This window comes from Kitasatospora sp. NPDC092286, from assembly GCF_044755565.1.
Taxonomy (GTDB): domain Bacteria; phylum Actinomycetota; class Actinomycetes; order Streptomycetales; family Streptomycetaceae; genus Kitasatospora.
Window position 1 is genome coordinate 19,083 of the sequence record NZ_JBIVRD010000021.1, and the last position, 13,412, is coordinate 32,494.

Annotated in this window: 12 protein-coding genes; 10 read left to right on the forward strand and 2 right to left on the reverse strand. The window is 74.4% G+C overall.

Annotation, left to right across the window (positions count from 1 at the left end; all coding sequences use genetic code 11):
* Window positions 1–111: 111 nt before the first annotated feature.
* A complete protein-coding gene (locus tag ACIQIB_RS21765; RefSeq protein ID WP_400759849.1) occupies window positions 112–918 on the reverse strand; it encodes a hypothetical protein in 807 nt (268 codons plus the stop codon).
* Between ACIQIB_RS21765 and mltG the strand changes: the two genes are divergently transcribed.
* From mltG to ACIQIB_RS21810, 9 genes are all read left to right on the forward strand, one after another.
* Window positions 802–2,103: an endolytic transglycosylase MltG gene (gene mltG, locus ACIQIB_RS21770; RefSeq protein ID WP_400759851.1), complete on the forward strand. Its 1,302-nt coding sequence runs from the start codon at window positions 802–804 to the stop codon at window positions 2,101–2,103. The genes ACIQIB_RS21765 and mltG overlap by 117 nt on opposite strands.
* A gap of 37 nt (window positions 2,104–2,140) precedes the next feature.
* A complete protein-coding gene (locus ACIQIB_RS21775; RefSeq protein WP_400658246.1) occupies window positions 2,141–2,971 on the forward strand; it encodes a shikimate dehydrogenase in 831 nt (276 codons plus the stop codon).
* Window positions 2,972–3,295: 324 nt separating this feature from the next.
* Window positions 3,296–4,480, forward strand: coding sequence for a chorismate synthase (gene aroC, locus ACIQIB_RS21780; RefSeq protein ID WP_363610492.1), 1,185 nt, complete (start codon window positions 3,296–3,298; stop codon window positions 4,478–4,480).
* A complete protein-coding gene (locus tag ACIQIB_RS21785; protein ID WP_363610490.1) occupies window positions 4,477–5,016 on the forward strand; it encodes a shikimate kinase in 540 nt (179 codons plus the stop codon). Before aroC ends, ACIQIB_RS21785 begins: the two co-directional genes overlap by 4 nt.
* Window positions 5,009–6,097 carry a 3-dehydroquinate synthase gene (gene aroB / locus ACIQIB_RS21790; RefSeq protein WP_363610488.1) on the forward strand — a complete coding sequence of 363 codons (1,089 nt, stop codon included), beginning with the start codon at window positions 5,009–5,011 and terminating at the stop codon, window positions 6,095–6,097. Before ACIQIB_RS21785 ends, aroB begins: the two co-directional genes overlap by 8 nt.
* Window positions 6,094–6,534, forward strand: a complete 441-nt coding sequence (aroQ, locus tag ACIQIB_RS21795; RefSeq protein ID WP_363610486.1) for a type II 3-dehydroquinate dehydratase — start codon at window positions 6,094–6,096, stop codon at window positions 6,532–6,534. The genes aroB and aroQ overlap by 4 nt, the downstream gene beginning before the upstream one ends.
* A gap of 85 nt (window positions 6,535–6,619) precedes the next feature.
* A complete protein-coding gene (locus ACIQIB_RS21800) occupies window positions 6,620–7,549 on the forward strand; it encodes an AAA family ATPase (protein ID WP_400759996.1) in 930 nt (309 codons plus the stop codon).
* Window positions 7,550–7,655: 106 nt separating this feature from the next.
* Window positions 7,656–8,465, forward strand: a complete 810-nt coding sequence (locus tag ACIQIB_RS21805; RefSeq protein WP_363610482.1) for a DNA-formamidopyrimidine glycosylase family protein — start codon at window positions 7,656–7,658, stop codon at window positions 8,463–8,465.
* Between the two features lie 98 nt (window positions 8,466–8,563).
* The gene (locus ACIQIB_RS21810) at window positions 8,564–10,591 is read left to right on the forward strand and encodes a regulator (protein ID WP_363610480.1); all 2,028 of its coding nucleotides are present in this window, start codon (window positions 8,564–8,566) and stop codon (window positions 10,589–10,591) included.
* Window positions 10,592–10,598: 7 nt separating this feature from the next.
* On the opposite strand, the gene ACIQIB_RS21815 is transcribed toward ACIQIB_RS21810, so the two are convergent.
* Complete coding sequence (locus tag ACIQIB_RS21815; RefSeq protein ID WP_400759856.1) at window positions 10,599–11,579, reverse strand: LysR family transcriptional regulator; 981 nt, start codon at window positions 11,577–11,579, stop codon at window positions 10,599–10,601.
* A 213-nt stretch (window positions 11,580–11,792) separates the two neighbouring features.
* Between ACIQIB_RS21815 and ACIQIB_RS21820 the strand changes: the two genes are divergently transcribed.
* A complete protein-coding gene (locus ACIQIB_RS21820; protein ID WP_400759859.1) occupies window positions 11,793–13,391 on the forward strand; it encodes an AMP-binding protein in 1,599 nt (532 codons plus the stop codon).
* Window positions 13,392–13,412: the final 21 nt, after the last annotated feature.

A 13,412-nucleotide genomic window follows, 5' to 3' on the forward strand; every position in this document is an offset into this window, starting at 1 on the left:
CGGTAACGTCTCCCTCCAGGCGATGCGCTAGCACGCCGGTTCGAGAACAGCCGGGACGCCGTCCCGGACGGCCGGTCCGATCCTCCGGCCGTCTCCGTCGGTGTAAGGGGATCAATGACCGATCTGGGTCGGGGCTACGGCCCCCAGGGCTCCGAGCCGTGGCACCCCGGGGAGCCGGGGTACGGTGGCCAGCAGCCGGTCCCCGGCCAGCAGGACGGCCAGTGGCAGCAGCATCCCCAGCAGGTTCCGCAGGGCCAGCAGTACGGTGCCGGCCAGCAGGGCCAGCCGCAGCAGGGCTACCCGCAGCAGGCGCAGCAGCAGGGCTACCCGCAGCAGGGTTACCCGGGTGGCGGGCAGCAGCCGCCGCAGCAGTACGGGCAGCAGCCTGTGCAGCAGTTCCAGCAGGGGCAGCCGCAGTACGGGGGCGGCCAGCAGGGGTATCCGCAGCAGCAGGACCAGGGCGGACAGGGCCTCCCCGGCCAGCAGGGGTACCAGGGCCAGCAGCAGGGGTATCCGCAGCAGGGCTATCCGCAGCAGCAGGGGCAGCAGGGTCTGCCCGGCGAGCAGCAGAACTTCCAGGCGTTCCAGCAGCAGGGTGTGCCGCAGGGGCAGTATCCGCAGCAGGGGATGCCCCAGCCCGGCGAGCAGCAGCAGGGCGTACCGCAGCAGGCGATGCCCCAGCAGGGTGTGCAGCCGCCCGTTCAGCAGCAGGTGCCGCAGCAGGGCGGGCAGCCGGGGGCGCCGGAGTCCGACGAGCCGCCGCAGGGCGGGCGGCGGGCGTCCCGGCGACGGGCCGAGCCCGTGGCCGGACCGGGCCCGGACGGTATCGACTGGGAGGCGGAGGCCGCCGCGCTGGAGTCGGGCGCGGCTCCGGCCGAGGCCGTTCCCGAGACCGCCGAGGACGAGTGGGACGGCCACGAAGGCGGTTACCACGAGGACGGCGACGAGGACCGGGACACCTTCCTCGGCGAGGAGGACAGCTCCCGCGAGGCCCAGAAGAAGCGCAAGGAGAAGGGCAAGAAGTCCGGCCGTCGCAACGGCGGGGCCTGCCTGGTGGTCGCCCTGGTGCTGCTCGGCGGTTTCGCCGGCGCCGGCTGGTGGGGCTACGGCTTCTACCAGGACCACTTCGGGCCGCCCCCGGACTTCGCCGGTGAGGGCACCGGCACCGTCCAGGTGGAGATCAAGAAGGGCGCCGTAGGGGCCCAGATGGGCCTCGCGCTGAAGCAGGCCGGCGTGGTCAAGAGTGTCAAGGCCTTCACCAACGCGTGCGAGAAGAACCCGAAGTGCATCTCCATCCAGCCCGGGACGTACTCCCTCCCCCGTGAGATGTCGGGCGAGGCCGCCGTCGCGAACCTGGTGGAGGAGAACGGTGGCGAGAAGCTGATCATCCGGGAGGGGCTGACGGCCGCCGCCACCTACGTCAAGATCGACGACAAGCTGAAGCTGCCCAAGGGCACCACGGCCGACGTCGCCAAGGCCCAGATCGGCAGCCTCGGCCTGCCCCCGTACGCCAACGGCAACATCGAGGGCTTCCTCTGGCCGGCCCGCTACTCGATCTCGGAGGGCATGAAGCCCGAGGACCTGCTCAAGCAGATGGTCAAGAACGCCGTCGACCGCTATGCGGGCCTGGACGCGGAGGCCTCCAAGATCGGTCTCAAGTCCGGCTACGAGGTGGTCATCGAGGCCAGCATCCTCCAGGCCGAGGGCAACAACCCGGAGGACTTCGGCAAGATGGCCAAGACCATCCAGAACCGTCTGGCCAACCAGACCGAGACCCAGCACCGCCTCGGTATGGACACCACGCTGCAGTACTCGCTCGGTCGCAAGGACCTCACCAGGAAGGACATGGACGACGCGTCCAACAAGTACAACACCTACCTCAACGCGGGGCTGCCGCCGACGCCGATCTCCAACCCCGGTGACGACGCCATCAAGGCGGTGCTGAACCCGGCGGACGGCAAGTGGCTGTTCTTCATCGCGATGTCCCCGATCAAGACCCTCTTCTCGGACACCTACAAGGAGCACCTGGCCAACGTGGAGCAGTACTGCACGGCGGCCGGCCAGGGCTTCGACAAGGATCGCGGCCACTGCACCACGAAGTAGTGGCCGCCCCGCCGTACCGCCGTTTCGGAGAACCAACGTGACCAGCAAGCACCGGGCCGCCGTACTGGGCTCGCCGATCGCCCACTCGCTCTCGCCGGACCTGCACCGGGCCGCCTTCGCGGCGCTCGGGCTGGACGGCTGGCGCTACGACCGGTTCGAGGTGGACGAGGCGGGGCTGCCCGCCTTCGTCGCCGGGCTGGACGAGGCCGAGTGGGCGGGCCTGTCGCTCACCATGCCGCTGAAGCGGGCGGTCATCCCGCTGCTCGACGAGGTGAGCGCGACGGCGCGTTCGGTGGAGGCGGTGAACACGGTGGTGTTCACCGCCGACGGGCGGCGGACCGGGGACAACACCGACGTCCCCGGGCTGGTGAACGCGCTGCGCGAGCGGGGGATCACCGAGGTGCCGGGCGCGGCGGTGCTCGGAGCCGGGGCGACGGCCTCCTCGGCGCTGGCGGCGCTCGCCCAGATCTGCACCGGCGAGGTGACGGTGTACGTGCGCAGCGCGGAGCGGGCGCGGGAGGTGGCCGAGCTGGGCGAGCGGCTGGGTGTCGCCGTGCGGACGGCCGACTGGGAGCGCGGCGCCGAGGCGCTGGCGCACCCGCTCACCGTCTCCACCACCCCGGTCGGGGCCACCGACGGGTTCGCCGAGCGGCTGCCGGCGGACCCCGGGGCGCTGTTCGACGTGCTCTACCACCCCTGGCCGACGGCGCTGGCCGCCGCCTGTGCGGAGCGCGGTGCGACGGTGCTGGGCGGTCTGGACCTGCTGGTCCATCAGGCGGTGCTGCAGAACGAGCAGTTCACCGGTCGTACGCCGGGCCCGCTGGCGGCCATCCGCGCGGCGGGCGAGGCGGCTCTCGCGGTCCGCTGAGGCGCTTCGGACGGTGGCGCGTTGTGCCGGTCCGGCGTTCGGTGCCCGGTTCACGCGTCGTGTCATCCCGGCATGACGTGCCGGGTCGCGTGGCCGCCGCCCGCGGAGCAGGAGGTCGGGCCCGCCGACTTCCTGCTCCCTTTCCCGCTCTCCTTCCTGTTCCCCGCTGGTCACGCCGTGTCCGCGTCCGCCCGTCGGCCGGGCGCCGTCCGTCACGCGGACTCTGCGCCCGGCTCGGCCCGGGGCATGAAAGGATTCAGGGACAAGGCACGCCCGGGCGGGTCGCGGTAGGTCCGTGACCGGTCCGCTGATGAAGGAGCTCCGTTGGGTACGTTGCGCTGGCTGACGGCGGGGGAGTCGCACGGCCCCGCACTCGTCGCGACGCTGGAGGGCCTGCCGGCCGGTGTGCCGGTCACCACGGCCGTGGTCGCCGACGCGCTGGCGCGCCGCCGGCTCGGCTACGGTCGCGGCGCCCGGATGAAGTTCGAGCAGGACGAGGTGACGTTCCTCGGCGGGGTCCGGCACGGGGAGACCATGGGCAGCCCGGTGGCGGTCATGGTCGGCAACACCGAGTGGCCGAAGTGGGAGCAGGTCATGTCGGCCGACCCGGTCGACCCCGAGGTGCTGGCGGGCCTGGCCCGCAACGAGGCGCTGACCCGCCCGCGGCCCGGCCACGCCGACCTCGCCGGGATGCAGAAGTACTCGCTCGACGAGGCCCGCCCGATCCTGGAGCGCGCCAGCGCCCGTGAGACGGCCGCCCGGGTCGCGCTGGGCGCCGTCGCCCGCGCGTACCTCAAGGAGACCTGCGGCATCGAGATCGTCAGCCACGTCGTGGAGCTGGCCGCGGCCAAGGCCCCGGCCGGGGTGCTGCCGCTGCCCTCGGACGAGGCGCGGCTGGACGCCGACCCGGTGCGCTGCCTGGACGCCGACGCGTCGAAGGCGATGGTCGCGGAGATCGACCAGGCCCACAAGGACGGCGACACCCTCGGCGGTGTGGTCGAGGTGCTGGCGTACGGGGTGCCGGTGGGCCTGGGCTCGCACGTGCACTGGGACCGCCGTCTGGACGCGCGGCTGGCCGCCGCGCTGATGGGCATCCAGGCGATCAAGGGCGTCGAGGTCGGCGACGGCTTCGAGCTGGCTCGCGTCCCCGGCTCGCAGGCGCACGACGAGATCGTGCCGACCGCCGAGGGCGTCAAGCGCACCTCCGGCCGCTCCGGCGGCACCGAGGGCGGCCTGTCCACCGGCGAGCTGCTGCGGGTGCGTGCCGCGATGAAGCCGATCGCGACCGTTCCGCGCGCCCTGCAGACCCTGGACGTGCGGACCGGTGAGCCCGCCAAGGCCCACCACCAGCGTTCCGACGTCTGTGCCGTGCCGGCCGCGGGCATCGTCGCCGAGGCGATGGTCGCCCTGGTGCTGGCCGACGCGGTGAACGAGAAGTTCGGTGGCGACCACGTCTCCGAGACCCGCCGCAACGTGCAGAGCTACCTCGACAACCTGATCGTCCGATGACCGCTGAGCGTCCGGCGGATTCCCCGGTCGTCGTGCTGGTCGGCCCGCCCGGCAGTGGCAAGTCCACGGTCGGGCGGGCGCTCGCCGAGCGCCTCGGCGTCGGCTTCCGGGACACCGACACCGACATCGAGCGGCTGGCCGGCAAGCCCATCCCGGAGATCTTCATCGACGAGGGCGAGCCGCACTTCCGCGAGCTGGAGGCACGCGCCGTGCGCGCCGCCGCCGAGGCCCACGGAGGTGTGCTGGCGCTCGGCGGCGGCGCGGTGATGGCCGAGGCCACCCGCGCGCTGCTGCGCGACCTGCCGGTGGTCTTCCTGGAGGTCCCGCTGGCCGACGCGGTCAAGCGGGTCGGCCTGGACGCCCCCCGTCCGCTGCTGGCCGTCAACCCCCGGGCCCGCTGGCGCGAGCTGATGGACGCCCGCCGCCCCCTCTACCTGGAGGTGGCCACCGCCGTCGTCGACACCGCCGGCCGCACGCCCGAGCAGGTCGTGGCCGCCGTACTGGAAGCACTGGAGCTGAAGACCCCCCATGACTGACATCGTCAGGATTCACGTCGGCGGCAGCGCCGGCCACGACCCGTACGACGTGCTGATCGGGCACCAGCTGCTCGGCGAGCTGGCGCCGCTGATCGGCACCCGGGCCAAGCGGGTCGCGATCATCCACCCGGAGGCGCTGACCAGCACCGCCGACGCCGTTCGCGAGGACCTGCTCGGCGAGGGCTACGAGGCGATCGTCCTCCAGGTGCCCAACGCCGAGGACGCGAAGAGCGCCGAGGTGGCCGCCTACTGCTGGTCGGTGCTCGGCCAGACCGGCTTCACCCGCAGTGACGTCGTGGTCGGCCTCGGTGGCGGCGCCACCACCGACCTGGCCGGCTTCGTCGCCGCCACCTGGCTGCGCGGGGTCCGCTGGATTTCGATGCCCACCACGCTGCTCGGCATGGTCGACGCGGCCGTCGGCGGCAAGACCGGCATCAACATCGCCGAGGGCAAGAACATGGTCGGGGCCTTCCACCCGCCGGTCGGCGTGCTGGCGGACCTCGACACCCTGGAGACGGTGCCGAAGCACGACTACGTCTCCGGCCTCGCCGAGGTCGTCAAGTGCGGCTTCATCGCCGACCCGGCCATCCTCGACCTGATCGAGGCCGACCCGGAGGGCGCCAGGACGCCGGCCGGGCCGCACACCGTCGAGCTGATCCGGCGCGCCATCCAGGTCAAGGCCGACGTGGTCTCCGGGGACCTCAAGGAGTCCGGCCTGCGGGAGATCCTCAACTACGGCCACACCCTCGGCCACGCCATCGAGCGCAACGAGCGGTACAAGTGGCGGCACGGCGCCGCGATCTCCATCGGCATGGTCTTCGCCGCCGAACTCGGCCGCCTGGCCGGACGGCTGGACGACGAGACGGCCGACCGGCACCGGACGGTGCTGGCCTCGGTCGGCCTGCCGCTGAGCTACCGCGCGGATGCCTGGCCGAAGCTGCTGGACGCCATGAAGATCGACAAGAAGTCGCGCGGCGACCTGCTGCGCTTCATCGTCCTGGACGGTCTGGGCAAGACCTCCGTCCTGGAGGGCCCCGACCCCTCCCTGCTGGTCGCCGCCTACGCGGAGGTCTCCTCGTGACCCGGGTGCTGGTGCTCAACGGCCCCAACCTCGGCCGGCTCGGCAGCCGCGAGCCGGACGTCTACGGTGCCACCTCCTACGCCGGGCTGGTCGAGCGCTGCACCGCGCTGGGCAAGGAGTTCGGCTTCGAGGTCGAGGTGCACGAGACCAACTCCGAGCAGCAGATGGTGGAGTGGCTGCACGAGGCGGCCGACGGCCGGGTCCCCGTGGTGATCAACCCGGGCGCCTTCACCCACTACTCGTACGCGATGCGCGACGCCGCCGCCCAGCGGACCGCCCCGCTGATCGAGGTGCACATCTCCAACCCGTACGCACGGGAGACCTTCCGGCACACCTCGGTGATCGCCGCGGTCGCCTCCGGCACCATCGCCGGATTCGGCCTCGGCTCGTACGAGCTGGCCCTGCGGGCCCTCGCCGGACAGCTCACCACGGGCTGACGCCTGGTCAGCGGCCCGGCGGCGGACTGTGCCCGTCGCCGGGCCGCCGTGTAATGTCCCCGCTGAAAGAAGTCGGGAGGTGACCGTGACGCAGTACTCCGGGGGTGGACAGGTCCCCCCGCGTCCCGTCGCTCCGCCGGCCCCGCCGTACCCCGGCACCGCCGCCGCCGGGCCCCTGCCGGCTCCCCAGAACCCGCCCCGGACCGGATCCCGGCCCGGGCCGCCGGACGGGCCGCGGCCCGCCGGGGCGCCCCCGCACGGCGGCCCGCCCACCGTTCCGCAGGGCGCGCCGGTGCCGCCCCCCGCCCCGCCCGCGCCCGCCGCCGCGGCTCCCGCCCCGGCCCCCGCGCGGGCGCCTGGCCCCGCGCCGGTGCCGGCCGGTGCGACCGGGCACTTCCTGCTGCCCTCCGGATCGCCCGTGCAGCTCCCGGCCCACCCGCCGCAGCGGCACGCGCCCGCCGGCCCGATCGCGGTGCTGCTGATCGGCCCGGCCGGCGCCGGCAAGACCACCGTCGCCCGGCACTGGGCCGAGCGGCGCCCCACGCCCACCGCGCACATCAGCCTCGACGACGTCCGCGAGTGGGTGCAGTCCGGCTTCGCCAACCCGCAGTCCGGCTGGAACAACGCCTCCGAGGCGCAGTACCGGCTGGCCCGGCGGACCTGCGGCTTCGCCTGCCGCAACTACCTGGCCAACGGCATCTCCTGCATCATCGACGACGCCGTCTTCCCCGACCGCCCGGCGATCGGGCTCGGCGGCTGGAAGCGGCACATCGGCCCCGGCATGATCCCGGTCGTGCTGCTGCCCAGCCTCGACTCGGTGCTCACCCGCAACGCCCGGCGCAGCGGCAACCGGCGGCTGGGCGACGAGGAGGTGGCCCGGATCCACGGACGGATGGCCGGCTGGTACAACTCCGGGCTGCCGATCATCGACAACTCCCACCTGGACGTCGCCGGCACCGCCGCCGAGCTGGACCGGGTGATCCTGGCCCGGCTGATGGGCATCCCGGTCCGCTGAGGCGCGGGCGGGAGCGGGGGGACGTGACCTGCGGCCCGGCCGGAGTGTCGGTGCCGGCTGCGATGATGGGCCCATCCTGCTGAACCACCCGGGGGAGCTAACGCCCGTGCCGGAAGGCCACATCATCCACCGTCTCGCCGCCGAGAACGCCAAGGCCTTCGGCGGCCGCCCGGTCCGGGTCTCCAGCCCGCAGGGCCGGTTCGCCGACGGCGCCGCACTGATCGACGGCCAACCGCTCGCCGAGGCGCAGGCCGTCGGCAAGCACCTCTTCCTCGGCTTCGAGGAGGGTGCCTGGGTGCACATCCACCTCGGCCTCTACGGCGGATTCACCTTCGGGGAGGGCCCCGCGCCCGAGCCGGTGGGCCTGGTCCGGCTGCGGATGGAGAACGACGACGCCTACGCCGACCTGCGCGGTCCCAACACCTGCGCGCTGATCACCGGGGCCGAGAAGGCCGCCGTCGCGGCCAGGCTCGGGCCCGACCCGCTGCGCGCCGACGCCGACCCGGAGCCGGCCTGGCGGCGGATATCCGCCAGCCGGACGACGGTCGCCGCGCTGCTGATGGATCAGAAGGTGCTGGCCGGCGTTGGCAACGTCTACCGCGCCGAGGTGCTGTTCCGGCTGGGTATCAGCCCGCACCGGGCCGGGCGCGACCTCTCCCGTGCCGAGTGGGACGCGATCTGGGCCGACCTCGTGGCCCTGATGCACGAGGGCGTCGGCGCGGGCCGGATCGACACCGTCCGCCCCGAGCACACGCCCGAGGCGATGGGCCGCCCCCCGCGCGTGGACGACCACGGCGGCGAGGTTTACGTGTACCGCCGTGCCGCCATGCCCTGCCTGGTCTGCGGTACGGAGGTCCGGACGGAGGAGCACGCCGCCCGGAACCTCTTCTGGTGCCCGGCCTGCCAGCAGGTGTAGTCGTCCCGGCCGCCGGGGGAGGGGTGCGGGCGGAACCGACGGCCGGCCGGCCTGCCAGCCCGTAGGCTGGGGCCGGGCCGGTCGGAGGGAGCGGGCAGGTGGAGGGCTACGAGAAGGCCAACACCGTGTCGGGCACGGTGTACGGCAATGTGGTGCAGGGCCGGAACGTCGAGGTGCACGTGCACGGGGCGCGGCCGCCGCTCGGGGCGCCGCAGCAGGTCAGGAAGCCCCGCCGGACCTTCGTCAACCGGGCGAAGGAGCTCGCCGCGCTCACCGCGGCGCTCGGCCATCTCGACGGCTCCCGGCCGGTCGTGATCGCCTTCACCGGCCTCGGCGGCGTCGGGAAGACGGAGCTGGTCGCCCAGTTCGCGGCCGGCCACGCCGAGCACTTCCCGGACGGCCAGCTCTACGCCGACCTCGCCGCCCACCGCCACCTGGGCGGGGTGGACCTCGGCGAGATCCTGGCCGGCTTCCTGCGCGGCTTCGGGCTGGAGCCGCACCAGGTACCGGAGACGCTGCCCGAACGGGCCGCGCTGTTCCGGACGGTCACCGCCGACCGCCGGGTCCTGGTGTTCCTGGACAACGTCGACCACGCCGCCGAGGTCCGCACCCTGCTGCCGTCCACCGGGCTGGTGGTCGTCGCGGGCCGGCGGCGGCTGCCCGGGCTCGCGCTGGACGGCGCCGAGGTGCTGCGGCTCGACCCGCTCAGCACGACGGCCGGCACCGAGCTGGTCCGGGGCTGGCTCGGCCCGGGCCGGGGCACCGACCGGGAGCTGGAGGACCTGGTCGAGCTCTGCGGCGGCCTGCCGCTCGCGCTGAACGCGGTCGGCTCCCAGCTGCTCGACCGCAGTGGGCTCCGGGTGGACCGGGTGGTGGCGGAACTCGCGGACAAGGAGCGGAGATTGGCATCACTCGGCAGTGACGAGGGCGCGATCGGCGACGTCCTGGACGCGGTCTACCTCCGGCTGGCCGGCCACACCCGGGACCTCTACCACCTGATCGGGACCGTCCCGGGTCCGCACGTCTCCGTCGAACTGGCCGAGGCGGTCGGCCTCGAACGGGTGCCGGACGGTCTCGCCGACCTGCTCGCCGCCCACCTGCTGGACGAGGTGGTGGACGACGGCCCGGAGGAGCGCTTCCGCACCCACGACCTCGTCCGGCTGCACGCCCGCGACCGTGCCCGCCGGCAGCCCGGCCGGGCGGAACTGCTGCGCGGGATCGTGGCGTACTACCGCGGCCGGGCCGCGCTGGCGGACCGGGCCGTGCTCGGTGACCGGCTGCGGCTCCAGGAGCCCGGTGGCGCGGAGCTGCCCGGCTTCGCCTCACGCGCCGAGGCGATGGAGTGGCTCCAGGCCGAACGGGCCAATCTGCTCGGCGCGGTCCGCGCGGCCGCGGAACAGCGCTGGCACGGCGAGGTGTGGCGGCTCTGCGAGTCGCTCTGGCCGCTGTACCACGGCCGCGGGCTCTACGACGACTGGACCGAGTCCCACCTGCTGGGCGTCGAGGCGGCCCAGTGGGACAACCGCCCGGACGCCGGGATCCGGATGCGCAACCAGCTCGCCCGGGCCTACCACGGGCGCAAGGAGTACCCCCGCGCGGCCGAGCAGTTGGCCGCGGCGTCCGCACTGCTCCCGCTGGTGGACGAGCCGCGGCTGGCCGGCCTGGTCCGTGAGACCGACGGGCTGCTCTGCCTCGCCGACGGCCGTCCGGAGCGGGCGGTGGAGCTGTTCACCCTGGCCCGGGAGGCCAACGAGGGCGACCCGCACGGGGTGGTGGTGCAGAGCTATCACCTCGGGCAGGCACTGATCGCGGCGGGCCGCCCCGAACAGGCGCTGGCCGTTCTCGACGAGGCGACCGCGACGGCCGGGCGGACGGCGGACTCCCCGATGCTGATGCGGCTGTCGCTCGTCCGGGCCCGCGCCCACCGGGCCCTGGGCCGGCTGGACCGGGCCGTCGTCCACGCGGGCGAGAGCGCCGACCGGGCCTTCGCCCTGGGCCAGGCGGCCAAGGAGGGCGAGGCGCACACGCTGCTCGTCGAGCTGGCGGACGAACTCGGCGACACCGGGCTGGCCGACCGCAGCCGGGCCCGGCTGCGGCGGCTTCGGGGCGAAGCCCAGGCGTTCTGACCCAGGGCTACGGCCGGCCGGTCGGAGGGCCTGCGGGGGGCGGGGCGTCGCCCCGCTCGGCCCCGGCGCCGGTCCGGCCGGGGGAGTCGGAGCCGTGGGCGCCGTCGTGGGCGGTCCGCCGGAAGTGCCGCGCGGCGAACTCGCCGAACCGGCGGGCGGCCTCGGTGCGATAGGAGTCGCCGTCGCGGACCAGCCGCAGCTCCCGCCGGCAGCCGGGGGCCGCCAGCCGCACCCAGGCGACGGAGCCCCGGGGGCCCGAGCCGCGCGCCATCGCGGGCAGCAGCGCGGCCCCCAGGCCGGCCGCGACCAGCTCCAGTACGGCGCCCGGCTCGTCGCCCTCGCAGGCGACCACCGGCCGCACACCCGCCTCGGCGAAGAGCCGGTCGGCGAGCACCCGCTGCCAGTGGCCCGGGCGCGGGGTGACGAACAGTTCGCCGTCCAGCTCGGTCACCGCGACCTGCTCCCGCCCCGCCAGCCGGTGGCCGACGGGCACCACCAGCAGCACCTCCTCGCGCAGCAGGACCACGGAGCTCAGGGCGGGTCCCGCCAGCGGCTGGGAGGCGAAACAGAGGTCCACCTCGCGGTCGCGGAGCTGACGGACCATCACATCGGCGGCGGACTGGCGCAGCCGGACCTCGACGTCCGGGTGAGCCGTCCGGAAGCGGGCGAGCACCCCGGCGAGGGTCAGCAGGGTCTCGGTGGCCACCGTCACGGTGCCGCCGGCGCCATCTGCGGCATCCGCCAACTCCCTTCGGCCGTCGTCGAGTTCGCGCAGCGCCCGGTCGACCCGCCGGAGGAAGGCCGCGCCGTGGCGGTTGAGGTGGATCCGGCGGCCCCTGCGGTCGAAGAGCGGAACACCCAGCTCGGTCTCCAGCCGGGCGATCATCCGGCTCACCGAGGGCTGGGCGACGCGCAGTTCCTCGGCCGCCCGGCTGACGTGCTCGTGGCGCGCGACGACCTGGAAGCAGCGCAGCGCCAGCAGGTCCATCCGCCGCCCCCCCGGGTCGGGCCGTTCCTCATAACCCGCAGGACATCATCTTATGCCGCATCAGGTCTTGGATCCGGCGAGCCGGGCACCCATAGCCTCCAGGAGGGGCCGCCGCGACCGGCCGGTGCCCCGACTCCACCACGGACCGACCCGCACCACGGACCGACCCGCACCACGCCCGCGCCGGACGCCCTGCCGAAGGAGGCCCCCGCCGTGTCCGAGAACCCGGCACCGCCGTACGAGAGTTACGTCGAACGCATCCTCGACGCCCTCCGTCGCTCCCCCGAGCACACCGCGCTGATCACCGCCGAGGGGCGCGCGGTCCCGGCCGGGGAGCTCCACGAAGCCGTCCTGCTCAGTGCCGCCGCCCTGGCGGAGCACGGCGTGCGCCGCGGCAGCACCGTCTCGCTGCTCGTCGGCGACCGCCCCGAGGCGCTGGTCGCGCGGTATGCGGCCAATCTCCTCGGCGCCCGGGTCGTCTCGCTCGGCCTCGGCTCGGCCCCCGGGACACAGGCGGCCATCGTGGACAGCGTCGGTACCGCCGCGCTGCTCGTCGACCCGGACCTGCGGACGGCGGGCGAGGCGCTGCTCGCGCTGGTCCGGGTACCGGCCGTGCTCACGCTGGACTCCGCCCCCACCGACTGGCACCCGGCGGCGGTGGCGGGTTCGGCGCTCCGCCCGGGCCGGACCGGGACGGCCACCGGGACCACCGCCGGGCCGAAGGGCGCCGCGCAGGCCGAGGACGACTGGTGCATCCGCTTCACCGGCGGCACCACCGGCATCCCCAAGGGCATCCGGATGGCACACGGCCCGTACGGCCGGCTGCTGGTCTCGCACGCCGCCCGCCTCGCGCCCTCCCCGCCGCCCCGCTTCCTCGCCTGCACCGCCCTCGCCCATATGGCCGGAATCGTCGCCGACGCCACGCTGCTCGCCGGGGGCACCGTCGTGCTGCGGTCCGGCTTCGACCCGCTCGACGTCATCACCGCCCTCGAACGGGAGCGGATCACCGACCTCTGGCTCCTGCCGCCGCTGCTGTACGAACTCCTGGACCACCCGGCCCTGGCCACCGCGGACCTGTCCGCCCTGCGCCGGGTCTTCTACGGCGGCACCCCCGCCTCCGCCGAGCGGCTGCACCGGGCGGCGGAGCTCCTCGGCCCGGTCCTGTACGGCTGGTACGGCCAGACCGAGGCCGGCAACATCACCGAGGTCCTGCCGCACGAGCACGGGGTGACCGGGCCGGACGGCCGGATCACGGTCGGCCGGGCGCAGGAGGGCGTCGAGATCGAGATCCGCGACCTGCGGGGCGCGGTGCTGCCCACCGGCCGGAACGGGGAGATCCACGTCCGGACGCCCATGCTCATGAGCGGCTACTGGCGCAGGCCCGACCTCACCGCGCAGGTGCTGCGGGACGGCTGGATCAGCACCGGGGACGTGGGGCACCTCGACGGCGACGGTTTCCTCCACCTCGTCGACCGGCTGAAGGAGATGGTCATCGTGGTGGGAGGCCACGTCTACCCGGCGGAGGTGGAGCAGGTGCTGCTCGCCCACCCCGCCGTCGCCCAGTGCGCGGCGTTCGGGACACGGCGGGCGGACGGGAGCGAGGAGCTCCAGGTGGCCGTCGTCCCGGCGGCCGGCCACCGGCTGGACCGGGAGCTGGTCCGGGGGTTCGTCACCGAGCGGCTGGGCTCGATGTACGCGCCCGCCGCCGTGCACGTCCTCGACCGGCTGCCGCTGACCGAGGCGGGCAAGCCCGACCGGAAGCTGCTGCGGGCCACGCTCGGCCCGGACCACGGACAACCGGACCAGGGATAAATGGTCGGCGGGTCGAAGGGA